24 protein-coding genes are annotated in these 23607 nt (G+C 53.0%); 3 read left to right on the top strand and 21 right to left on the bottom strand.

Translation table 11 applies throughout. The features are described from left to right. Nucleotides 1–2: 2 nt before the first annotated feature. Nucleotides 3–1277 carry an ATP-dependent RNA helicase RhlB gene (gene rhlB / locus M0220_RS15210; protein ID WP_030072476.1) on the bottom strand — a complete coding sequence of 425 codons (1275 nt, stop codon included), beginning with the start codon at nucleotides 1275–1277 and terminating at the stop codon, nucleotides 3–5. A 145-nt stretch (nucleotides 1278–1422) separates the two neighbouring features. Between rhlB and M0220_RS15205 the strand changes: the two genes are divergently transcribed. Together M0220_RS15205 and xthA are read left to right on the top strand one after the other, a co-directional pair. After that, entirely contained in the window at nucleotides 1423–1671 is a 249-nt protein-coding gene (locus M0220_RS15205) for a hypothetical protein (protein WP_030072474.1), read from the top strand. Next, a complete protein-coding gene (gene xthA, locus M0220_RS15200; RefSeq protein ID WP_264018118.1) occupies nucleotides 1671–2504 on the top strand; it encodes an exodeoxyribonuclease III in 834 nt (277 codons plus the stop codon). The genes M0220_RS15205 and xthA overlap by 1 nt, the downstream gene beginning before the upstream one ends. 69 nt (nucleotides 2505–2573) lie before the next feature. On the opposite strand, the gene M0220_RS15195 is transcribed toward xthA, so the two are convergent. From M0220_RS15195 to M0220_RS15135, 13 genes are all read right to left on the bottom strand, one after another. Beyond that, complete coding sequence (locus tag M0220_RS15195) at nucleotides 2574–3674, bottom strand: tetratricopeptide repeat protein (protein WP_264018117.1); 1101 nt, start codon at nucleotides 3672–3674, stop codon at nucleotides 2574–2576. 82 nt (nucleotides 3675–3756) lie between these two features. After that, nucleotides 3757–4524, bottom strand: a complete 768-nt coding sequence (locus tag M0220_RS15190) for a TonB family protein (RefSeq protein ID WP_030072468.1) — start codon at nucleotides 4522–4524, stop codon at nucleotides 3757–3759. Then, nucleotides 4521–4928: an ExbD/TolR family protein gene (locus M0220_RS15185; protein WP_030072466.1), complete on the bottom strand. Its 408-nt coding sequence runs from the start codon at nucleotides 4926–4928 to the stop codon at nucleotides 4521–4523. Before M0220_RS15185 ends, M0220_RS15190 begins: the two co-directional genes overlap by 4 nt. Continuing rightward, nucleotides 4921–5463, bottom strand: coding sequence for a MotA/TolQ/ExbB proton channel family protein (locus M0220_RS15180; RefSeq protein WP_030072464.1), 543 nt, complete (start codon nucleotides 5461–5463; stop codon nucleotides 4921–4923). Before M0220_RS15180 ends, M0220_RS15185 begins: the two co-directional genes overlap by 8 nt. A gap of 1 nt (nucleotide 5464) precedes the next feature. Then, nucleotides 5465–6835: a MotA/TolQ/ExbB proton channel family protein gene (locus tag M0220_RS15175; protein WP_264018116.1), complete on the bottom strand. Its 1371-nt coding sequence runs from the start codon at nucleotides 6833–6835 to the stop codon at nucleotides 5465–5467. Continuing rightward, a complete protein-coding gene (locus M0220_RS15170; protein WP_264018115.1) occupies nucleotides 6832–7614 on the bottom strand; it encodes a DUF3450 domain-containing protein in 783 nt (260 codons plus the stop codon). The genes M0220_RS15175 and M0220_RS15170 overlap by 4 nt, the downstream gene beginning before the upstream one ends. Before the next feature lie 246 nt (nucleotides 7615–7860). Then, the gene (gene nrdF / locus M0220_RS15165) at nucleotides 7861–8832 is read right to left on the bottom strand and encodes a class 1b ribonucleoside-diphosphate reductase subunit beta (protein WP_030072458.1); all 972 of its coding nucleotides are present in this window, start codon (nucleotides 8830–8832) and stop codon (nucleotides 7861–7863) included. A 43-nt stretch (nucleotides 8833–8875) separates the two neighbouring features. Continuing rightward, a complete protein-coding gene (nrdE, locus tag M0220_RS15160; RefSeq protein WP_232222380.1) occupies nucleotides 8876–10981 on the bottom strand; it encodes a class 1b ribonucleoside-diphosphate reductase subunit alpha in 2106 nt (701 codons plus the stop codon). A 104-nt stretch (nucleotides 10982–11085) separates the two neighbouring features. Next, nucleotides 11086–11535, bottom strand: a complete 450-nt coding sequence (nrdI, locus tag M0220_RS15155; RefSeq protein ID WP_051690158.1) for a class Ib ribonucleoside-diphosphate reductase assembly flavoprotein NrdI — start codon at nucleotides 11533–11535, stop codon at nucleotides 11086–11088. A 9-nt stretch (nucleotides 11536–11544) separates the two neighbouring features. Beyond that, nucleotides 11545–11766, bottom strand: coding sequence for a glutaredoxin-like protein NrdH (gene nrdH / locus M0220_RS15150; RefSeq protein ID WP_030072446.1), 222 nt, complete (start codon nucleotides 11764–11766; stop codon nucleotides 11545–11547). 311 nt (nucleotides 11767–12077) lie between these two features. Next, nucleotides 12078–12689, bottom strand: coding sequence for a superoxide dismutase (locus M0220_RS15145; RefSeq protein WP_030072444.1), 612 nt, complete (start codon nucleotides 12687–12689; stop codon nucleotides 12078–12080). Nucleotides 12690–12921: 232 nt separating this feature from the next. Beyond that, a complete protein-coding gene (locus tag M0220_RS15140) occupies nucleotides 12922–13848 on the bottom strand; it encodes an electron transfer flavoprotein subunit alpha/FixB family protein (protein ID WP_030072443.1) in 927 nt (308 codons plus the stop codon). Nucleotides 13849–13862: 14 nt separating this feature from the next. Next, nucleotides 13863–14612 carry an electron transfer flavoprotein subunit beta/FixA family protein gene (locus M0220_RS15135; RefSeq protein ID WP_030072442.1) on the bottom strand — a complete coding sequence of 250 codons (750 nt, stop codon included), beginning with the start codon at nucleotides 14610–14612 and terminating at the stop codon, nucleotides 13863–13865. A 413-nt stretch (nucleotides 14613–15025) separates the two neighbouring features. On the opposite strand from M0220_RS15135, the gene M0220_RS15130 reads away from it, so the two are divergent. Continuing rightward, complete coding sequence (locus tag M0220_RS15130) at nucleotides 15026–16690, top strand: electron transfer flavoprotein-ubiquinone oxidoreductase (protein ID WP_264018114.1); 1665 nt, start codon at nucleotides 15026–15028, stop codon at nucleotides 16688–16690. A gap of 34 nt (nucleotides 16691–16724) precedes the next feature. Here M0220_RS15130 and M0220_RS15125 read toward each other — a convergent pair whose 3' ends face one another. The 7 genes from M0220_RS15125 to mltG all read right to left on the bottom strand — a co-directional run bounded on the left by M0220_RS15125 (nucleotide 16725) and on the right by mltG (nucleotide 23600). Continuing rightward, nucleotides 16725–18932 carry an ATP-dependent helicase gene (locus M0220_RS15125; RefSeq protein ID WP_264018113.1) on the bottom strand — a complete coding sequence of 736 codons (2208 nt, stop codon included), beginning with the start codon at nucleotides 18930–18932 and terminating at the stop codon, nucleotides 16725–16727. Further along, the gene (locus tag M0220_RS15120) at nucleotides 18929–19495 is read right to left on the bottom strand and encodes a DUF1285 domain-containing protein (protein ID WP_264018112.1); all 567 of its coding nucleotides are present in this window, start codon (nucleotides 19493–19495) and stop codon (nucleotides 18929–18931) included. Before M0220_RS15120 ends, M0220_RS15125 begins: the two co-directional genes overlap by 4 nt. A gap of 34 nt (nucleotides 19496–19529) precedes the next feature. Further along, nucleotides 19530–20363, bottom strand: coding sequence for a TatD family hydrolase (locus tag M0220_RS15115; protein WP_030072437.1), 834 nt, complete (start codon nucleotides 20361–20363; stop codon nucleotides 19530–19532). 135 nt (nucleotides 20364–20498) lie between these two features. Then, nucleotides 20499–20834, bottom strand: a complete 336-nt coding sequence (locus M0220_RS15110) for a PilZ domain-containing protein (RefSeq protein ID WP_030072435.1) — start codon at nucleotides 20832–20834, stop codon at nucleotides 20499–20501. A gap of 67 nt (nucleotides 20835–20901) precedes the next feature. After that, nucleotides 20902–21885: a DNA polymerase III subunit delta' gene (locus M0220_RS15105; protein ID WP_264018111.1), complete on the bottom strand. Its 984-nt coding sequence runs from the start codon at nucleotides 21883–21885 to the stop codon at nucleotides 20902–20904. Continuing rightward, nucleotides 21876–22529 (bottom strand): dTMP kinase, encoded by a 654-nt coding sequence (gene tmk, locus M0220_RS15100; protein WP_264018110.1) that lies wholly within the window; start codon nucleotides 22527–22529, stop codon nucleotides 21876–21878. The genes M0220_RS15105 and tmk overlap by 10 nt, the downstream gene beginning before the upstream one ends. 63 nt (nucleotides 22530–22592) lie before the next feature. Next, nucleotides 22593–23600: an endolytic transglycosylase MltG gene (gene mltG, locus M0220_RS15095; RefSeq protein WP_030072429.1), complete on the bottom strand. Its 1008-nt coding sequence runs from the start codon at nucleotides 23598–23600 to the stop codon at nucleotides 22593–22595. Nucleotides 23601–23607: the final 7 nt, after the last annotated feature.

The following is a 23607-nucleotide window of genomic DNA, read 5'->3' as shown; positions in this document are numbered from 1 at the left end:
CGTTACAGCATGCCTTCCGGCGGATGTTCGCAGGGCAGTTTACCGTTAATGTAGCGCTCAATTTCTGGTAGCGAGAAAGCATCTTCTTCGCCAACAAAACTAATTGAAACGCCCTTAGCACCTGCACGCCCAGTCCGCCCAATACGGTGAACGTAATCTTCAGGATCTTCCGGCAAGGTGTAGTTAATCACGTGGCTGACATCTTCAATATGAATACCACGACCGGCTACATCGGTTGCCACCAGCACTTGGATTTCTCCCTCACGGAAGCTTTCCAAGGTTTTGATGCGCTGATTTTGCGGTACATCGCCAGATAGCATAGCGACGCTCACGCCTGCTTTTTTCAGCAAATCATCAAGCTTGCGCACAAGGTCACGACGATTACCAAACACCATCACACGCTCGAAGCTTTCCTGCGTTAGCAGGTTAATCAGCAACCGCTGTTTATCCTCATCCGACACAAGATAAACGCGCTGATCGATATCGGCCTGATTTTCAACAGTGACTTCGATCTCTACGTGGGCAGGATCAAGCGTCCACTGGCTTGCCAGGTTCAAGATATCGTCAGTAAAGGTTGCCGAGAACAGGAACGTTTGACGCTCCTCTTTCTTAGGCGTGTAGCGAATAATGCGCTTCACATCGGGAATAAAGCCCATAGAAAGCATGCGATCCGCTTCATCCAATACCAATACTTCAACTTCAGAGAGATCGATATCTCGCTTCTGATGAAAATCCAGCAGGCGCCCTGGTGTTGCCACCAAAATATCAATCTTCTTGCCCAGGCTCTCGCGCTGCTTTTGGTAATCCATGCCACCAACAACACTCGCCACATTAAGCTGTGTAAAGCGGGCAAGCGCTTTAGCATCTTTTTCAATTTGCAGCGCCAGCTCCCGAGTAGGCGCAATAATCAACGCACGGGGTGCCCCTGGCTTTTGGCCATCCGGGGTTGGCTCTTCCAGAAAATAAGCCATTACTGAAATCAAAAAAGCAGCGGTTTTTCCGGTGCCTGTCTGCGCCTTGCCGACAATATCGCCACCCAGCAAGGTGTGACGCAGAGCCTCTGACTGTATAGGCGTGCAGTATTCAAATCCTTGGGCATGAATAGCGCGCATTAAAGGCAGCGGCAAATCAAAGTCATGAAAGCGCCACTTGCCGGCAACGGCGGGCACCTGAAACTGACGAAGATCCCAGTTCGATTGACGACGACGCGGTTTCCGACGGCGACGTTTAGGCTTGCGGTTCTGGGCCGATGCTGTGGTCTGTTCCGACTCGCTCATAGGCTGTGTATCTGTCCATTGCTGTGGATGTTAGGCATCACGAAGTGCGCATTGTACCAGGGCTTGGCGATAAGAGCGCGTCCTGCTGTCGAAGGAGTGCGCTTGCCTGTTAGAATGAAGCATAAATTAACCCAAGGAGCGCGACATGACGCGTAAGAAAAAAACCCGTTCACTCGCGGATAAGGTCACTATCCGTACTGGTCGCCGCAAAGATTACAAAAAGTGGCGCCATGATAATCCTGATCAGGTGGCCCCCTCACGCCGCTTTGTGGCTAAAAAGCAGCAACAACGCAAGCTTCAAGCAGTGCGTAAACTGGCACGCCAGCAAGATGGACAACATATTGCCATCCATCCGGACAAAGAAGGAGACAAGCCTTCTGGGGATCGTTCGTAATGCGTTTGGTTTCATTTAATATCAATGGCATTCGGGCACGGCTTCATCAGCTTCAAGCGCTGATCGACACGCAGCAGCCAGATGTTATTGGCCTGCAGGAAACCAAAGTGCAAGACAGCGAGTTTCCTCTGGCTGACGTTGAAGCCATGGGCTACCACGTTTTTTACTACGGTCAAAAAGGCCATTACGGGGTTGCCTTAATGTGTCGGCAAAAACCCCAAGAGGTATTTTATGGCTTCCCTGATGATGAGGAAGATGCCCAGCGCCGGATGATTGGCGTGCGGTTACTAGCCGAAAATGGCGAAACAGTCACCGTGTGGAATGGCTACTTCCCCCAGGGTGAAAATGTTGAACACCCAACTAAATTCCCTCATAAAGCGCGCTTTTATCAGCAGTTGGCAAGTCTGCTACAAAACCAGCACCATCCTGAAGAACAGCTGGCGATTATGGGGGATTTCAACATATCGCCAGAAGATCAGGATATTGGCATTGGTGAGCCAAGCCGCAAACGCTGGCTACGCGAGGGCAAAACCAGCTTTCAGCCCATCGAGCGAGAATGGCTTGACGGCATAAAAGCGTGGGGCCTGAGCGACAGCTATCGGCTGTGTCACCCAGATAACAGTGAATGGTTCAGCTGGTTTGACTATCGTTCAAAGGGTTTTGACCGCGAGCCAAAACGCGGCCTGCGCATTGACTATATTCTGGTGTCTAAACCGCTTGCCGACTGCGTCACCGGTGCAGGCATTGATTATGAATTGCGCGGTATGGAGCGGCCTTCCGATCACGCTCCCACCTGGAGTGATTTTGCGCTGACGCTTTCCCAGTCAGGCTAAGCACAAACACGCCAAACACACGTACGCCCCTTACGTCACTCTAGGGGCGTCTACTGCGAGCTTTTCACTTCACTTTTCAAAATTCGACAACCACTGCCCTGCCTGATCATCGCCAAGGTTCGCCGCTTTGATAAGGGCTTCCTCGGCCTGGCCATCTTGCCCCCAGCGGTAAGCAAGCTGCCCGTACTGCCGCCAGTCTTCAGCTTTTTGCGTGCTTTCAGCAAGCGCTCTCCAAGCACTTAACGCCTTCTCAACATGCCTAGCCTGTTGCCACGCCCCCGCTAACAGCCGTAACGTTTCCTCATCACGAGCCACTACGCCTTCTTCAATAGCCGCATCCAGGTGCTCGCCTGCTCTGGCTGGCGTTCCCCCCGCTAGGTGCAGCCGAATTAACGTTAAGCGATCTTCAGCCGACGTAAATTTACCTAGCTGCCAGGCCATCTCCCACACGCCAGCCGCCACGCCAGCCTGGCCCATCTGCTGGGCAAGCCCTGCCGCCTGACGCCAAGCATCAGGCTCACTCTGGGCAGTTAAGCCATCCACTAGCCAACCGAGAGTTTGCTCGTTTTGCTCCGTGTTGCGTATTACTACGGTGGTTAGTGTTTGCTGGGTGTCCGTCAATCCACCTTTTTGCAGGAGCGGCGAGAGCCATTCAATTGCCTCATCCCAGCGCTCTTCCTCTGCTAATAAGCGAATCAGCCGCCATGCTGATTCGTCATAGTGTGGACTGCCTTGAGATTGCGTTAGCCACTGCTCATACAACGTAATGGCCTCAGGGCGCTGGTTACCTGCGCGACGAAGCGATGCTTCATCACGCAGCCAGCGTAGAATTTGACTGTTAGGCACGCTCGGGCGCTGCTGGGCGCTGGCTAACTCATCAGCAGCGGCAAGGTGATCACCTTGTCGCACCAACGCACTCGCGGCGAGCTGGTGATAGAGCGCACTCGCCCATTGGTCGGCGCGATTACCACTGGCAAGACGCGACGACTGGGAGCGTGCATGGCTGATAATACGATTAAGGACATCGTCATCAACCTCGCCACTGGGTTGCTCAGCTAATTGACTTTGAAGCCCGTTAAGATCGCGAACAATGTCACCCGGCAGCGGTTCGTTCGCGTGCGCCACAACGCTTAGCGCGCTTAATACGACGATTACCACCCAACGCTGCATACTTTTTCCTCAACTGGCATTTTCAACAGGCTGTCTCTACTGGCCACCTCTACTGGCTATCGTAACTAGCCAACTTAACGGGCTATCTCAGCTGAAATTCTATGCGCTGAGTAGCACGACGAAGCTGCTGACCAGGCTCAAACTGCCAGCGTGCAATCGCTTCACGGGCAGCGTCTTCAAACACTCGTCTTGGCTGCGCCCGCGTGACGCGAATCGTGCTGTTATCGACGCTGCCATCTCGACGAATAACAAACTCCACCTCAACAAAGCCCTCCATGCCACGCCGCTGGGCACGTGGTGGATAAGAAGGATTCACACGACTAGTTGGGGTGACCTGCCCGACACTTACGGGCTCATTCGATGGCGCAGGCTCTGGCTCTGAGGGCGCAGCCTGACTCTGTGCTGTTGAAGGCGCAGGAGAGGGCGCTGCCGTTTCTGCAGGCTGTGGTGCAGGGTCAGGTTGCGGCGCTGGTCTTGGAGACGGCTTCGGCGCGGGCTGCGGAGCTGGCTCGGGCGTAATTTCGGTCAGCTCTGGTAGCTCACTCTCTAACTCAACCGGTTCCACTGGCTCGTCAGGAAGCTCTACTTCAGGTAACGCAATCGCACTTTCAGCCACTGGCGCTGGTGCCGGCATGGGCATTGGCGGCGGCGCTGGGGCCGCTTCAGAAGGCGCAGGCGGCGGTGCTTCTTGCTCTGGCGCCACCTCTGGAGCTTCTACCATGGTCATCGACATGGCCATGATAGGCGTTTCTGGGGAGCGCTCTGGGGGTGTTACCAGTAGCGCTAACATCCAAAATAAACCAACGGCTAAGCCAATACCGCCCAGTAGCGAGAGGAAATGGCGAATCATGGCGCACTCCGGCTCGCTGCCACGGCGATCTGGTCAACACCTGCCTGTTTGAGGCGATCCATCACTTCAATCAACAGTCCCGTGGTGGATTCTCGATCCGCCTGAATAACCACAGAGCCATCACCACTCAACATACCGGCAACCTGCTGACCAATACGATGAACATCAACTGGCTTACCATCGACCCAAACCGCCCCTTCTGGTGTCACGGCAATTAGTACCTGTGCGTCTGGACGCGGGCTTGCCGCTGCCGCTTCTGGGCGATCAATCTCCACACCACTCTCTTTAATGAAGCTGGTCGTTACAATAAAGAAGATCAGCATGATAAAGACAACATCAAGCATTGGCGTCAGATTCACTTCATTGCTATCAGCCGTGGTGTCTATGGAACGGCGTCTACGCATCATTCTCCTCCAAGGCACGGGCTAAACGGTCGTGTAACCGCTGATCTTCGCGACGAATTACGTGCTCTAAACGACTAATAAACAACAATCCCACCACTGCAATCGCCATGCCGGTTAGCGTGGGCAGCGTGGCACGAGCTACACCGTCGGCCATTGCCCGCGCCTGATGGGTATCACTCAGTGACAGGCTATCGAATACGGTAATCATGCCGGTAACGGTACCCAGCAAGCCTAACAGTGGGCATAGCGCCACCAGCAATTTGATCCATGGCAACGGGCGGCGTAGCTTAGCAACCAACGCCTCTGTCCATACATCGCGTAACGTACGCGCACTCCAGCTACGGTGATCACTGCGTGCTGCCCAACGCCGAATCAGTTGGCGACGAGCACGCCGCCAGCTAAAGCGGTAATACCACCAGCGCTCAATAGCCATCCCAAATACCAGCACGGCAACAAAGGCTAGCACCACTAAAACGGCACCACCGGCATCAAGCAGCCGCTCAACGGGCTCAAGCCAAAGAGGTAACGTGGGCATATTAGGTCACCGCTTGCGCATTAGCCGTCGACTGCGCTTCGAGATGGTCAGCCAAAGTGGCGCTTGCTTCGCCTTCGATTACCTGAGTAATCAAACGGCTGCGGCTCGCCAAGGCTGTCTGAGCAAACAGCAGCGGCACAGCTGTTACAAGCCCCAGCACCGTTGTTACCAGTGCCTGACTGATCCCCCCCGCCATCAACTGTGGATCACCAGTGCCAAACACAGTAATCGCCTGAAAGGTGACAATCATACCGGTCACGGTACCTAGAAGACCCAGCAAAGGCGCAATGGCAGCCAGCAGCTTTACAATCGGCTGGCCACGCTCAATTCGTGGCAGTTCCGCTAACACCGCCTCATCTAGCCGTGCCTCTAAGGCCTCCGGTGCTTGGTGTTTATCCAACTCTTTAAAACGGGCCAGCACACGCCCCAGCGGGTTGTTGGCATTTGGCTGATCCAGCGCCTTACGCTGGCGACGCACTCGCGCACTAACGACTACGAGGTAGAGGTATTGAGCCAATGCCACCAATAGGCCAAATCCACCTAGCGCCACCACCACGTAACCAACATAGCCGCCCTGCTGGAAGCGTTCCCAGAGGTTTGGCTGTTGAGCAAGGGCTTGCAGCACACTCCCCTGAGTAGGGTCAATGGCAAACACACGGCCTTCACCTTGGTGATAGGACGCCAGTACGTCGCTGATGTCTGCGGGAGTCCGCGGCACTTCGGCCAAGCTACTATCGTCCTGACCTTTTCTAAGCAGCGCTGTGTCAGTAAACGCGGCAAAATCACCCAAGCGCACGACGCTTCTTGTTTCAATTTCGCCACTGGCATCAGCCACCGGCAATTCAAGACGCTCAGCACGCCCAGTGTTCAGCGTAAGTGTTGCCAAGCTATCCACAGTGGTTTCGATCTGCTGGCGCTCCAGCACCTCGACCTCGTTGAGGCGCGGCGGTAATGCATCAGCAGTTAGTGTTAACCAGCTGTCGCCACCTAGCTCGTTGCGCACCTCTTCGCTGTGTCGCGCCAGATCCGCCAGCAGCGAGGTAAGCGCTTCACCCTGCTCTTCTTGGCGCGCGGTCAACGCTTGAGCCTGCTGCGCTTGTTCCTGCTGTTGCGCGGCTAATGCTACCTGCTGCTGTTCTGCGGCTTGATGCTCAGCCCGCGCCTCGTCTAGCGCAGCTTCTAATGCTTGCTGATCCTTCAGAAATGTTTGTAACCGAGCTTGATCACGCGCTTCGGCGGCTTCGCGAGCTTCACGTAATGAGCTAACGCCGTCAGTTTGCGCCATCAACACACTGCTGCTCAGAAGGCTTGCTAGTAGCGCTAAGCAGATAACGCTTCTGTGCGCACTTCGCTTTAGTGTCAACAAACTCATTGCTGGCCCCCTGTATGCTCGTCAGCAGTAATCGACAGCGGTAAACGCAGTAATTCTGGCGTGCGCTGATCGTCAGCAATACGCAGACCGTTACGCACCTGACGTCGAGCCCGCTCATCAAGCGGCTGCCACTCACCGCTGGCTTTATCCCACACACCCCCTTCTCGACCGTCAGGCGTTAGGTAATAAAAGCCTATTCGGCCAATGCGCAAATATTCCACTTCACGTGGATTTCCTGCTGCTAATTGTAAACGACCACGCCAGCTATCTACTTCACGGCCATATGCAAGCTCGGCACGCCACGCTTCCAACAAATTAGCAATACGTGCCGCGCTTTCTAAAGACTGCTGTTCAGTAGGCCGAACACGCGCCAAACGCTCGTCTTTCAGAAACGGCAGGTCAGATTCGATCCAGCTAATTAGCTGTTCCGTCATATCCTGCTCAACCGCAGGCAGTGAGGCACGCGTATCGCTTAATGTATCGAGTGCTTCACCAAGGCGCAGCTGGCGTTCGGCCTCACTGGCTAAACGGCCGCTTAAAGCAGCATTAGACGCTTTCATCTGGCGGGTTTCCCGCTCTAGGCGGCGCAGCTCTTCAATTGCTGAACGCGTGGCGTCATCAGCCTCATCGATTTGCTGCTGAAGTGCGGATTGCGCTTGCTGGGCCTCGACACTCTGAGCCGCTTGATCCATTGTCTCATCGCTTGCCATTAGCGTACCGCTGACCAGCAAACCGGCAAGCCAGCCTCCATGCAAGGCGAAGAAAGGCCTTTTCAGCACGTGATATCTCCGTTACTTATTAGCACGCTAACGTTAACCGCGCACTAAAACTCATTAGGTATAAGAACGATTTGCGTTTCGTTTAAGCAGTGCATAGCCTAACACTAATAGAATAAATGACAATATTTATCATTAGCATTTGATGGTGTTTCGATCCAGACCGCTACACCACCATAAAAAAGGGCGCCGAGTGGCGCCCTGAAGTAAAGATATCGGGAAAAAGTTTATAAGCAGCCAATAATTAACTTAAAACGCCCAGTCGTCGTCTTCAGTGGCAACGGCCTTGCCGATGACGTAGGAAGAACCAGAACCGGAGAAGAAGTCGTGGTTTTCATCCGCACTTGGGGAAAGTGCCGCCATAATGGTTGGGTCGACGTCGGTAACGCTGCTCGGGAACAACGGCTCGAAGCCCAGGTTCATCAGCGCTTTGTTGGCGTTGTAGTGAAGGAATTTCTTCACGTCTTCCGTCAAGCCCACTTCATCATAAAGCGATTCGGTGTAGCGCACTTCGTTGTCGTAAAGCTCTAGCAGCAGTTCGTAGGCGTAGTCTTTCACTTCTTGCTGGCGCTCGGGCGTTGCTTCCGCCAGCGCCTGCTGGAATTTGTAGCCTACATAGTAGCCGTGTACTGCCTCATCACGAATGATCAAACGAATCAGATCGGCGGTATTGGTCAACTTGGCATGGCTTGACCAGTACATGGGCAGGTAGAACCCTGAGTAGAACAAAAATGACTCAAGGAAAACGCTGGCTACCTTTCGCATCAAGGGATCATCAGCACGGTAGCGCTTGAGGATCAGCTCAGACTTCATCTGCAGCGTCGGGTTCTCTTCGCTCCAGCGGAAGGCATCATCTACATCACGGGTAGTGCACAGTGTCGAGAAGATCGAGCTGTAGGAGCGCGCATGCACCGACTCCATAAAGGCGATATTGGTATAAACCGCCTCTTCATGGGGTGTGCGCGCGTCATCCATTAATACTGGCGCACCCACGCTGCTCTGGATCGTATCGAGCAACGTCAGGCCTGTGAACACACGAATCGTCAGCTGTTTTTCCTGCTGGGTCAGCGTATTCCACGACTGGATATCGTTGGAGAGTGGCACTTTTTCCGGCAGCCAGAAGTTACTGGTCAGCCGGTTCCACACTTCTAGGTCTTTATCGTCCTGAAGGCGGTTCCAGTTGATCGCATTAACCCGCGATAAGCGTTGCATAATGGTCATCAGAGTTCTCTCACAAACATAATCTTATGGAAGCAATACACGATTACAACGAGCAGGAGACGCAGCCCTCTACTTCCGTGCCTTCTAGCGCGCTTTGGCGCAAACGGATGTAGTAAAGCGTCTTGATACCCTTACGCCACGCGTAAATTTGCGCTTTGTTGATATCCCGCGTGGAGGCGGTATCGGGGAAAAACAGCGTCAACGAAAGCCCCTGATCAACGTGCTTAGATGCCTCTGCATAAGTATCAATAATTTTTTCAGGACCAATTTCGTAAGCATCCTGGAAATAATCGAAGTTCGCCTCGTTCAAGAATGGCGCGGGGTAGTAAACACGCCCGAGCTTGCCTTCTTTGCGAATCTCAATTTTCGCAGCCACCGGATGAATACTCGAGGTGGAGTGGTTAATGTACGAAATAGAGCCTGTCGGCGGCACCGCCTGCAGGTTACGGTTATATAGCCCGTGGGCCATTACCGACGCCTTCAGAGCCTGCCACGCTTCTTGGGTAGGCAGCGCGATACCACTACGCTCGAACAAATGACGTACTTTCTCGGTACGCGGCAGCCACGCTTGGTCAGTGTACTTATCAAAGAACGTGCCCGATGCATAGGTGGAGTCTTCAAACCCAGCAAAGGCTTCACCATGCTCAATGGCTAGCTGGTTAGAGGCACGAATGGCGTGGAACGCAACGCAATAGAAGTAGAGGTTGGTGAAGTCCAAGCCCTCTTCTGACCCGTAATAAATGTGTTCGCGAGCTAAGAAACCATGCAGGTTCATTTGCCCAAGGCCAATGGCTCGAGACTTGGCGTTACCTTCAGCGATGGACGGCACGCTGCGCAGGTTGCTCATCTCAGAAACCGCGGTTAAGCCACGAATGGCAATCTCAACGCTGGTGCCGATATCGCCTGAGTCCATCACCTTAGCAATGTTCATGGAGCCAAGGTTGCAGGAGATATCCTGACCGATCTGACGATAGCCAAGATCATCGTCGTATTCGGTAGGCGTATTCACCTGAAGAATCTCAGAGCACAGGTTGCTCATATTGATACGCCCGGCAATCGGGTTGGCACGATTAACCGTATCTTCAAACATAATGTACGGGTAGCCCGATTCGAACTGCAGTTCGGCCAGAGTCTGGAAGAACGCACGCGCATTGATTTTATGCTTACGGATACGCGCATCAGCGACCATTTCATGGTACTTCTCGGTCACACTGATATCGCCAAACGGCACGCCATACACCCGCTCTACATCGTAAGGAGAGAACAGGTACATGTCGTCGTTGCGTTTAGCAAGTTCAAACGTGATGTCAGGAATCGTCACGCCCAGCGACAGCGTTTTAATGCGAATTTTTTCATCGGCATTTTCGCGCTTAGTATCGAGAAAGCGCAGAATATCCGGGTGGTGAGCGTTCAGATAGACCGCACCGGCACCCTGGCGCGCGCCCAGCTGGTTAGCGTAAGAGAAAGCATCTTCCAACAGCTTCATAATCGGGATAATGCCCGACGACTGATTCTCGATACGCTTAATCGGTGCGCCTGACTCACGAATATTCGTCAGCAAGAAAGCAACGCCACCGCCGCGTTTAGAGAGCTGGAGCGCCGAATTAATTGAGCGGCCAATTGACTCCATATTGTCTTCGATACGCAGCAAGAAACACGACACCAGTTCGCCGCGCTGACGCTTACCACAGTTTAAGAAGGTCGGCGTAGCCGGCTGAAAACGGCCGCTAATGATTTCATCAACCAGTGACTTGGCCAATGCTTCATCACCACGCGCCAGCGCTAACGCTACCATGCAAACGCGGTCTTCAAAGCGCTCCAGGTAGCGCCGCCCGTCGAACGTCTTAAGCGTGTAGCTGGTGTAGTACTTGAACGCGCCGAGGAAACTCGGGAAACGAAATTTATAGGCGTACGCCTGCTCAAACAGCCCTTTAATAAAGGCAAAGCTGTACTGAGCAAGCATTTCTGGCTCGTAATACTGTTCTTCCACCAAGTAATCGAGTTTTTCTTCTAACGAGTGGAAAAACACCGTGTTTTGGTTAACGTGCTGCAAGAAATATTGACGGGCGGCTTCGCGGTCTTTATCAAGCTGCAATTCACCGTTGGCACCATATAGATTCAACATCGCGTTCAGCGCATGGTAATCCAGGGTACGCGCCTCGGATGCCGCTGCAGTAGGCCGCTTTGTTTCTGTCGAGTTTTTTGTAGCAACATTTTTAGTCGCCTCGTTTTCAGAGACTTCAGGGTGAGAGGCTACATTGTTAGAGACTGAGCTTGACGTTTCCAAAACTCTTCTACTCCTTTGCGGACCTTGGCGACATCGTCGTCAGTGCCAAACAGTTCAAATCGATAAAGCAGCGGCACTTGGCACTTTTGAGCGATGATTCGCCCCGCCAACCCGTACGCTTCACCAAAATTCGTATTCCCAGCGGCAATGACACCCCTCAGAAGGTGCCGATTGTGCTCATCGTTTAAAAATCGGATCACCTGCCTCGGCACTGCCCCTTCGGCATAGCCGCCACCATAGGTAGGTGTCACTAATATGTAGGGCTGCTCTACGCGTGGCGTTGGTTCTTCACGGTTTAGCGGCAGCCGCTGGGCGCTTAAGCCAAGCTTTTGTATAAAACGGTGGGTATTGCCTGACTTAGTGGAAAAATAAACCAGCGAACCAGCACGCTCAGCTTCCACATTAGCGGTTTGCATAGCGGTTTTTTACGCCAGTGCTTGAATGCGATCAGGGCGGAAGCCGGACCAATGATCTTCACCTACGACGACGACCGGTAACTGACGGTAACCCAGTGCTTCCACTTCCTCCTGAGCACCGCTTTTAGCAGTAATATCGATAACGGTATATTCTAGACCCTGCTTATCCAGTGCACGATAAGTAGCAGTGCACTGAACACAAGCGGGCTTGCTATAAATTTGGATATCCATGGCTATTTTTCCTTTTCATAGCGGCGTTTTTCGGGTAGAGCACATCTTGTGCTCGCTCTCTCTGGAAGACACAACGCATACTATATATAGACCATGAGAAAATCAATTCAAGCATATATGGTATTTTTCATCCACAGGTTATTGACAGCTCGTACCCAATATCATACCCAACAACAGCTTAATCACCTGCACAACCGGCTTATTGATCAACGGTTCCTAAACCTTTCCAGCAACAAAAAACCGCCTCCAAATGGAAGCGGTTTTTTCACAAGGCGCCAAGTCACTTGGCGCCTGTTATTAGCGATGCAAGCTTAAGCAGTAGCCGCCTGGTAACGACGCTCAACATCTTCCCAGTTGATGACGTTGAAGAAGGCTTCTACGTAATCAGGGCGTTTGTTTTGGAACTTCAGGTAGTAAGCGTGCTCCCAAACATCCAAACCCAGCACCGGCGTATTGCCGTGCATTAGCGGGCTGTCTTGGTTCAGGGTATTTTCTACGACCAATTTGTTGTCAGGCGTCACGGAGAGCCATGCCCAACCGCTACCAAAACGACCCAACGCTGCTTTCTTGAACGCTTCTTTGAATGCATCAAGGCCGCCTAGCTCTGCATCAATGGCGCTTGCCACATCGCCCTGGGGCTGACCACCACCGTTGGGTGACATCATTTGCCAGAACATAGAGTGGTTGGCATGGCCGCCACCGTTATTAATAACGGCTTGACGCTTCTCTTCAGGTACACGGTCAAGATTAGCAACCAGCTCTTCTACCGGCACGTCTTCAAGACCCGTGCCCTCAAGCGCAGCATTCAGGTTAGTAACATATGTATTGTGGTGACGAGAGTGGTGAATTTCCATCGTCATCGCATCAATGTGTGGCTCGAGCGCGTCGTAGGCATACGGTAATTCTGGAAGTGTATGTGCCATGCTAACTTCTCCTTAAGTGGCTTTTGTTACGTTCACTTAGTTAAGTGTGGTCTTTCCCCACCTTTTTCAACCACCCCGGCCATTTTTATTACCGTGAGCAGCAAATAAGGATACATCGGTACGCTATATACCCCAGTACCTTAGTCAACTATTGGCAGTTTATCGAATTCATCGCCAATAAAAAAGCCGACTTCTGGCGAAGTCGGCTTTTAGCTAGTTTAGATTCAGTGGCTTATAGCTTACTTTCAAGCTCTGGCAGAATCTCGAAAAGATCACCTACCAAGCCGTAATCGGCCACTTGGAAGATCGGCGCTTCTTCGTCTTTGTTGATGGCAACAATGACTTTCGAGTCCTTCATGCCTGCCAAATGCTGAATCGCGCCGGAAATACCCACCGCAATATACAGCTCAGGCGCAACGATCTTACCGGTTTGACCAACCTGCATATCGTTGGGTACAAAACCAGCGTCAACGGCCGCTCGTGATGCGCCAATGGCAGCACCCAGCTTGTCGGCAATGCCGTCCAACAGTTTGAAGTTTTCGCCATTGCCCATGCCGCGCCCGCCAGATACCACCACTTTGGCTCCACCAAGCTCTGGGCGGTCGGACTGCGCCAGCTCTTGCTTAACAAAGCTCGACTGACTGTTTTCAACCACCACCTCTACTGCTTCTACAGCAGCGCTGCCCGAGCTCTCGACCGCATCAAATGCGGTAGTACGCACGGTCATAACTTTCAGAGCGTCATCGCTTTTTACCGTGGCGATGGCATTGCCCGCATAAATAGGGCGCAGGAAAGTATCCGCGCTCTCAACGCCAATGACGTCGGAAAGCTGGCTAACATCTTTTAACGCTGCCAAGCGGGGCAGTACGTTTTTACCCGTCGTAGAGGCGCTCGCCAAAACATGGCTGTAGTCGCCAGCCAGCTCTACCAGCAGCGCGCCCATGGGCTCAGCCAGCTGATGGGCGTAAACAGCGTTATCGGCAACGCGAACTTTACTGACGCCTTCAAGCTTAGCAGCCGCTTCAGCAGCCGCTTGAACGCCTTCACCAGCTACCAACACGTCAATGTCACCACCAATCGCTTTGGCCGCCGCAACCACATGGGCGGTTGCGCCCGCCAACTGACCTTCATGAAGGTCGGCAAGTACCAGAATGCTCATGAGATCAGCTCCTATTAAAGCACTTTGGCTTCGTTTTTCAGTTTGTCGATCAATTCATCTACCGAGGCAACTTTGACACCGCCTTTGCGTTCAGCCGGCGACTCTACCTTGAGCAGACTAACCTTAGAGGCCACCTCAACACCGTAATCAGCGGGGGTTTTGACATCCAGCGGCTTCTTCTTAGCCTTCATAATGTCTGGCAACTTAGCGTAGCGCGGCTCGTTCAAACGCAGATCGGTAGTGACGATTGCCGGCAGGGAAAGCGCCACAGTTTGCAAGCCACCGTCGATTTCCCGGGTGACGTTAACTTTGTCACCATCCACGGCCACTTCAGACGCAAAGGTACCTTGGGGAAGGTTAGTTAGCGCGGCCAGCATCTGCCCCGTTTGGTTATTGTCGGTATCGATTGCCTGCTTACCGAGAATCACTAAACCGGGCTGCTCTTCGTCAACGACTTTAGCAAGCAGTTTGGCTACCGCAAGCGACTCAACCCGCTCGTCGGTTTCAATATGAATGGCGCGGTCTGCACCCAACGCTAAAGAGGTACGAAGCTGCTCTTGAGCCGCTTTTGGGCCAACCGTCACGGCCACAACTTCGGTCGCTACACCCTTCTCTTTAAGACGTACCGCTTCTTCTACGGCAATTTCGCAGAAGGGGTTCATCGCCATTTTGACGTTGGTAAGGTCAACGTCAGAGTTGTCCGCTTTCACGCGGATTTTGACGTTATAGTCGATGACGCGTTTAACCGCGACGAGTACTTTCATAGATTCCTCGCTTGGCTTGTGATGAAAGCCGTTAGCTTGTCACTGCATCGTACCAACTGATGCCGCTTAAAATAGGGGGCGACGCAACTCTAAAACGACGCCTTCAAAAATTCATGCAAGCGTTTGATAGGTCTGTAAATGAAAAACCCTATCAATTTGCCACAACCTAGTGACTGACAACAACACCCTTTAACTACGGCCTTGGTCGTAGCTTCCCCCTATATTGCGCGGATAAATGGTGCTTTTGCCATCGTAGGGGTGACCTGACAAGGGTATTATGCCTATCATGGAGCATAACCAGAAGCAAACGACCGTTTTAAATTAAGGCCATCTGTTTATAAGCTAGTTCCCACCCGGTAAGCATGAACTAGTCTTTGCAAAAGATGGCACTTATAAGCGTAAGGAGAAACCAGGTGGAAAATGTTGAACGCGACGTCATGGACTTCGATGTAGTCATTGTCGGGGCAGGCCCCTCTGGTCTAGCTGCTGCTTGTCGCTTGATGCAACAGGCAACCCAAGCGGAACAAGAGCTAACGGTTTGTGTGGTCGAAAAAGGCTCCGAAGTCGGTGCCCATATTCTTTCCGGTGCTGTGTTTGAGCCCCGCGCACTGACTGAGCTGTTTCCCGACTGGGAAGAGCGCGGCGCACCGCTCAATACGCCTGCCGTTCGTGACGATGTTTATCTGTTAAAAGATGCCCAAAAAGCGCAGAAAATTCCCAATGCGCTGGTGCCCAAAAGCATGCATAACACCGGCGGCGACCTGACCCGCTATGTGATTAGTGCGGGCAACCTGTGCCGCTGGCTGGCTGAGCAGGCAGAAGCCCTGGGGGTGGAAATCTTCCCTGGCTTTGCAGCCCAGGAAGTAATTATTGAAGATGACGCAGTGCGCGGCATCCTGATTGGCGACATGGGCGTTGGCGCAGACGGCACCCCCAAAGATGGTCACATGCCAGGCATGGAGCTTCGCGCCAAATACACGCTGTTTGCCGAAGGCGCCCGTGGCCACCTGGGCAAACGGCTAATCAAAGAGTTCTCGCTAGATGCTGGCCGCGACCCGCAGCACTGCGGAATTGGCTTAAAAGAGCTATGGGATGTGCCCGCTGACAAGCATGAACCAGGGCTTGTACTGCACGGCTCGGGCTGGCCGCTTGAAAAAGACACTCACGGCGGTTGGTTCCTTTATCACGCGGAGAATCAGCAGATCGTCGTTGGCCTCATTATGGATCTTGGTTATAAGAATCCCTGGCTGTCACCTTTTGATGAATTCCAGCGCATGAAGCATCACCCGGTGCTTAGCCAGTATTTAGAAGGCGGCAAACGGGTTGCTTATGGTGCACGCGCAATTGTTAAAGGTGGCTTTAACTGCCTACCGAAAATGACCTTCCCTGGTGGCCTGCTGATTGGCTGCGATGCGGGCACGCTGAACTTTGCCAAAATCAAGGGCCTGCATACCGCGATGAAGTCCGGCATGGTAGCAGCTGAGAGCGTCTTTGAGGCCATTAAGAGTGGTGATGAAGGCGCTCAGGAGCTTGCCAGCTTCACTGAGAAGTGGGAAAACAGTTGGGCATATGAAGAGCTGAAAGAGAGCGCAAGCTTTGGCCCTGCGATTCACAAATATGGCACGGTGGGTGGTGGTGCTTATAACTTCGCCAATCAACTACTGGGTAATAAGCTACCCAATGTTCACGACACCACCACCGATCACGGCGCGCTAAAACCTGCGGCCGAGTTCGAAAAAATCAATTATCCGAAGCCCGATGGCAAGCTGTCGTTTGATAAGTCGACCTCTGTCTTCTTGTCTAACACCAACCATGAAGAGGACCAGCCTTGCCACCTGCGCTTAGCAGACCCAGAGCTACCGATTCGTGACAATCTGCCAGTCTATGCAGAACCAGCTCAGCGCTACTGCCCTGCAGGCGTTTATGAAGTGGTTGAGGATGACCAAGGCAAGCCGCGCTTCCAGATCAACTTCCAGAACTGCGTACACTGTAAAACCTGCGATATTAAAGACCCAGCACAAAACATTACCTGGGTGGCGCCAGAAGGCGGCGGCGGTCCTAACTATCCCAATATGTAAGCAGTACCGCTAAATAGCCATACTGCGCGGCCAGTTACGCTGGCTGCGCTGGTGGCTCTAAGCGTTCAATGGGTGCGCGCCGAGCAATCAACCTGCGCCGCCCGGCCTGTGCAAACCTCACATCGATGACCGGATCGGAGGGGTTACCTTCCACTGAAGCCACCTCCCCTTCTCCAAACACAGCATGTAACAAGCGCTGGCCAGGGTAAAAGTGTGCATCAGCCTGATAAGTTGCCGCTGCCTCATTGACCCGCGGCGCTTCAAGTTCAATATCTGTGCGCCCTAACCGTTCAAGATAGCGCTTCATTAAACTTGGTGATGTGACCTGTACAGCTGTTGCTGGGGGTTCTTGACGCGCCAGACATGAGGCCATACGCAAACTGTCCTGCCAGGCGCTTTCGGCAATAAAGCGGCTAGGCCGATGAGCCCCGCCATCATGCAATACCAGCAACTGCTCTTGGGCACGAGTGATCGCCACGTAAAACAACCGCCGTTCTTCTTCTAGCCGCTCGTCGTTAATCGGGTTGTCACGACTGTAATGCGGAAAGTCCTCTTCATTCACGCCAGCAACGGCAACAAGCGGCCATTCTAGACCTTTGGCTCCGTGAACCGTGCTAATCAGCACACCGCCAGCTTGGTTTTCTACTGGACGCTCGAGCAGTTCGATAAACGCATCAGGGTCTTTTACGCTATCGGCCTGCTCAATCAGCACATCCAATAGACGAACGTCTTCTTCACCTTTGTCACGCCTTGCGGCTGCACGTTTTAGGGTTTTTTCCGCGTCAATCGTCTCCACCACATGGCTCAGTAATTTTGCAGGTGGCCAGGCGCTCAGTTTGGGTAGCTCGCATAGCAGTGCCCAGCGTTTTTTAAGTGTCCGCCGCTGCAGTGGCTTTAAAGTGGTGAGTACCGGCTCGTGGCGCTCTGGCCAACGCTGGGTGCTGGCTAATTGATACGCCAACCGCTGAAGCCCCTCGCGGGCGACAAATGGGGTTGGCTGCGATAGAAGCAGCATCAGTTGCTCGGGATCGCGCAATAGCTCTGGGCGGCGAGACAGTTTCAAATAGCCTGCTAATGCCTGCACTAGTGGGAGCCGGAAAACAAAACGATCTTCTCGCTGAAGACGAAACGGAATACCCGCCTGTAACAGCGCCAGCTGAAAAGGCACCGAAAGCGCCCAACTGCGAACCAGCAAGCTGGCATCGCTCAGTGCGCGCCCCTTAGCTTGCCAATCGACTAAAGCATCAAGTAGCAGACGGCTGCCTTGGCCAACAGAGATATGGGTTTCAGGATTATTGGAATCCGCTAAACAGAGCTGATCCGGCCGACGCTGGTTAGCCATGATGGCATGATTAGCGGTTAGCGCCAGCGCGTGGCCATGGCGAAACGTAATGGAAAGCGGATAGTCCGTAGCGCTGCCAAACATCGCCGTAAAGTTTTCCAACATGGTGTCAGGGCGTGCGCCCCGCCATTCGTAGATGCACTGATTAGCATCGCCAACCGCCATCACATTGGCACTGGTGCCCGCTAGCACCCCCAGTAAGCGCTGCTGTGCGGTATTAATATCCTGATATTCGTCAATAATCACATGATCAAGAAAACCTTCTACACGACTACGTAATGCTTGGTCGGCTTCAAGCACCTGCAAAGGACGATAGAGCAAATCGGCGTAGGTCATGACGCCTTCAGCGTGCAACAGACGCTCGGCCTCATCAAACGCTCTGGGAAAGTAGTCCGTATCCGGCTCGTAATTCAACCGTTTGTAGAGCGTATCGGCAGACAGCATTTCTGCTTTTACCAACCCGCAGAAATGCGCAAGCGCTTCCAGCCGATCACCTTCCAATGCGGCATCGCGACGCTCAACCGCACCGCTAAGGACATTCAGGCTGGCTTGGCGTAAAAGGCGCTCTAGCTGCCAGTCAGCAGATAGTAAACGTCTTGGCGCAAGCGCGCCCCATCGACACAGGCTCTGGGTCAACCGGTGGCCAAGGGAGTGAAAGGTGCGCACATCGGGCAACGGCTGGCCTTTGGGCGCCATACTCACCAAGCGGCGCTGAAAATCGTCCCTAGCTGAGCGGTTGAACATCAGCACCAACATCCGTTTCGGAGCGACACCAGACGCCAGCAAGTGAAGCACTCTCGCGGCCATCGTCGTAGTTTTACCTGCCCCCGCGACAGCAGCTACGCGGGCATGCCCCTCTTGATGATGGACAACGGCTTGCTGTTCAGCGGTTAACTTCACGTCTCCTCGCCTAGCATTACATCATTGGCATTAAACTGACCTAAGACATACCAAGATCCTGCGCTGTAGAGACGGCATTGGCATTCGCCATCGTCTGCTTCGCTCAGCGTGGCCTGCTCTACTAACCGGTAATAGACATTGCGGTGCAAACGCGCGGATAGCCCAAAACGCACAGCGCACTCAGGTGCAAGGTCACCCTCTGGCGTTTTGGAGAGACGGAGTGGATGCTCTTCATCCACACGAACAACGTCATCGAATTGGGTTGTCAGCCACCAGGCATCGTCGTGAAAGTCTGCTTCTACCGCTACGAATGGGCAATCAGCCACGGTGACACGCCAGCGCTCAACCGGCGTTACCAAACAATACCCATCAGTATCGCGTCGTAATAAACTTGCTAGCAACCGTGGTATGGCTAGGCGCACAAACGGCTTTCCTTCATGCAGCCATGTGCCATCAGCCTGGATAACGATATCAATATCGCCACTCAGGGCTGGCTGCCACTGCTCAACGGGGGGAATCATCGCAGAGCCGTCAAATTGCTGCATAAGCCGATCAATATTCATCGCTTACCTCCCAGGTTGTGCGCTCAGTCAGCACTTATACCACTAAACCAGACTGTGCCAGCGCTTCCTTTACGTGATCAGGAGCATCGGGCACCGCCGCGCGGAATAGGTGATAAAAGTTGGCGGTGGTTTGCATCGCCACTTCATCAACGCTGATACCCCGCTCCTTAGCGATACACTCTGCCACCTCAACCACCCAGGCAGGTTCGTTGGGTTTTCCACGATGGGGAACAGGCGCCAAATAAGGGCTATCGGTTTCAATCAGCAGTCGATCAAGCGGCAGTTTGCTTGCCAACTCTCTAAGCGAGGCAGCATTACGGAAGGTAATAATACCCGATAACGAAATATAGAACCCAAGGCGCACGGCTTCACGAGCCATGTCTAAATCTTCGGTAAAGCAGTGTAATACGCCGCCTACATCGGGATTAGTGTGCTCGCGCAGCAGTGCTAATGTGTCCTCTTTCGCCTCACGGGTATGAATAATTACCGGCAGTTCAAGCTCAGTAGCCGCCATTAAGTGACGCTTAAATCGCTCGTGCTGGACCGCCACAGGTACACTGTCCTGGTAGTGATAATCTAGACCTGTTTCACCGATGGCGACTGCACCGTACTGCTCAGCCGCCTCAACAATGTCACTTACGCTAGGCTCTTTTGGAGCTTGATGAAGCGGATGCAATCCAGCAGAAATCACCACGTCGTGGTGCTCACGGGCAATTGCCGCCAACCCTGGCATCTCTTCAAGCGTCACCGCAATAGCCAAGAACTGGTTCACATTGGCAGCACGAGCAGCCGCCAGCGTTGCGGCAATATCGCCACCGTGGGTTTGTTCTGATAAACGGTCTAAATGGCAGTGGGAATCGACAAACATGCAGCTCTCTTAAATTCTTGTAAATGGGTAAAGGGGCAGGTCTTGTACACTGTAACTGCGGTACTAGCTCGGTACTTGCTAACTTAGTGCTTGCTAACTTGGTTTTGTTAACTTGGTTTTGTTAACTCAGTTCTATCAAAGCGTAAAAGAGGGAGGTGCTTTATCTAACTGACCGGCCAGCAATGTTTCAATACGATCACGGACTGAGTAGTCCTGCTGACTAAAATGCAATCCGATCCCTGGCATTCGCCGTCCACTCACGCCTTCGGGAGATACCCAAACAACATGACCAGTAATCGAGAGGCGCTCACTCTCCCCTGGCAGCGTCAGCAACAAGTAGACCTGTTGACCAAGACTATAGGGCGCTTTGGTCGGTACAAAAATGCCACCTCTATCCAGAAAAGGCATATACGCGGAAAGCAACGTCGGTATATCTGGTATCGTCAAAGAAAGTGCTTTTTGAACCGTCATAACAGCCTCGTTGGCAACAACTCTATTGGCAACAACCCTATGTACAACAACCCTATGTACAAAAACCTTAAGAACGCAGTAACGCTGACCAGCGTACCAGCCACGCTTCTAGCACTAGCTGAGGGTTTGGGTTAGCGCCCACGGCGAATAGGCGGCGCTGTTCTCGTGCATAATCCAGCAATCGGAACCAATCCTGAACCCGCCCATTTTTCATCGCTTGACGGTATAACGACTCTAAATCAGGGTTATGTAGTACTGAGGTTTCCCCAGACAAGCCCAATCTAATCAAGTCTTCAAGCCAAGCAATACCGTACCACAAGATGGCATCAATAGCCTGGCGGTCTAGCCTGGCAGCTTCTGAAACAGGCTCAGCACCACGCACTAACTGCTCGAAACTATCATGAATTTGATGGCGAAGAGCGCGCTCTTCCGGCGTTGCCAATTCCACAGCAAGCAGCGGCAAACCACCCGACACTCGCCACCAAAAATGTGCTTCGTCGCTACCAAGTTGCTCAGTCAACCAACCTCGGCAATCATTAAAGGGAACACTGGCTAACGGCCACTGTTGGCAGCGGGAGCGAATCGTAGGTAGCGTGCGCGAAGGGACGTCTGACAGCAAAATAAACAGCGTTTTGTCACCAGGTTCTTCAAGACTTTTGAGTAATGCGTTTGCCGCTGCAATGTTCATTGCTTCTGCGGGAGAAATAACAATCACACGGTAGCCCCCTTGCTGCGCGGTTTGCGAAACAAAGCGGTTTACTTCACGTATGGGGTCAATGCGAATCTGGCGCTTACCCTCTTCTGGAGAAATGCGCATCAAGTCGGGGTGGTAGCCTGAAGCCAACATGGCACAGCTATGACAATGACCACAGGCTAGCTCGCCAGGCTGTGCGCATAACGTTCGAGCAATCAACGCTTCCGCCAACTGCTGTTTGCCAACTCCATGTGCGCCGCTGATTAACAGTGCGTGCGGCAATCGCCCTTCATTGATGAGACGAATCAACTGCTGCCACGTGGACTGGTGCCAGGGCAACACGCCCGTTATTGCCATAACGCCACTCGCTCTTCTAGCGCTTGAGCTAGCGACGCCTGTACGTGATCAAGCGCTCGCCCCGCATCAATAATTGCAAAGCGCTGAGGGGCAGCGGCAGCACGCTCGAGGTAAGCCCGTCGCACAGCTTCGAAAAAGGCTATTTGCTCTTGCTCAAAGCGGTCACGCTGAGTTTGCTGGTCTCTTAAACGCCCTTCAAGACGCTCTTTCGCAGCCTCAGGTGACATGTCTAACAACAGGGTTAGATCCGGGGAGAGACCCTTTTGCACGAACTGCTCCAGCTGAGCAATCCGAGCTGTCTCAATTCCGCGGCCGCCACCTTGGTAGGCAAAGGTCGCATCGGTAAAACGATCACAAATCACCCAGGCACCGCGTTCAAGCGCTGGCACTATTTTTTGCGCTAGATGCTGGGCGCGCGCGGCAAACATTAATAGCAACTCGGCATCACTGTGCAAGGGTTCATCGAAAGAGGGATCAAGCAGCAATCCTCGAATCGCTTCAGCGCGCGGCGTCCCTCCGGGCTCACGGGTTCGCACAACCTCTATCCCGCGTTCTTGTAGCCATGTCTCTACAAACGCTACGTTAGTAGATTTTCCGACTCCCTCACCACCCTCAAGGGTGATGAAGCGTCCGCGCTTGCTCATTGAAGCCCCTTACTGAGTAAATTCGAAAAAAACACATCACACCTAAACCATGACTTAAGCTAATTAGCGATTGCGAATATAGCGATTAACCGCATTATTGTGTTCACGTAATGTACGTGAAAAATGGTGGGTACCGTCGCCGCGCGAGACGAAGTAAAGCGTTTCTCCGGGTAGCGGATTCACAGCCGCTTCAAGGGAGGCCCGCCCAGGTAAGGCGATCGGCGTTGGCGGCATGCCATCAATCACATAGGTGTTATAGGGTGTCGCCTCACGTAAATCCGCACGGGTGATTCGCCCTTCATAGCGTTCGCCCATGCCATAAATGACAGTGGGATCTGTTTGCAAACGCATTCCCTGTTCCATGCGACGTTTAAAAACACCTGCAATCTCCCGGCGCTCTTCCGGCGCTCCCGTTTCACGCTCAATGAGCGATGCCATAATGAGCGCTTCGTAAGGCGTATCAATCGTCAAATCATCATTACGAGCGGCCCAGACTTCTTCTAGAATCCGCTCCATGCGAGACAGTGCCTGACGCAAAATATCAACATCACTCATACCCAGGTGATAGCGATACGTGTCGGGGAAAAACCAGCCTTCAGGAAAAGTATCTTCACGTCCTAGCAACGACATAATTTCGTCGTCACCTAACTCTGCCGTTCGATTCTCAAGTTTTGGCGCATTGTCTAGCAGCTCGCGCATTTGGCGGAAGGTCCATCCTTCGGGAATCGTCAATGGATAAGTGACAACATTATTGCTCCCCAAGAGGGCAATCAGCTCAAGACCGCTCATCCCTGGGGTTAGCTGATACTCACCCACCCGTAAGCGTGGTACTCGCTCAGGCTCGACACGCGCTAATAATTGAAACGCCCAAGCATCTTCAATAAAGCCCTGGCTTTCCAGCTCTCGAACGACCTGATTGAACCCAGCACCTGCAGGAACCTGATAAAGCGCGGGTTCTTCAAGAGAGATCGGTGCTGATAAGCGGTGCTGCCAGTAAGCATAGCCGCCCACAACTGCTGCGAACCCACCCACGACCACGACACCGATGGCAGCTAAAAACCGTTTCACCATGACACCT

This window comes from Halomonas qinghailakensis, from assembly GCF_025820815.1.
In the GTDB taxonomy this organism is placed as follows: domain Bacteria; phylum Pseudomonadota; class Gammaproteobacteria; order Pseudomonadales; family Halomonadaceae; genus Vreelandella; species Vreelandella qaidamensis.
The sequence above is the reverse complement of the archived record's forward strand: the minus strand, read 5'-3'. Positions and strand labels throughout refer to the sequence as shown.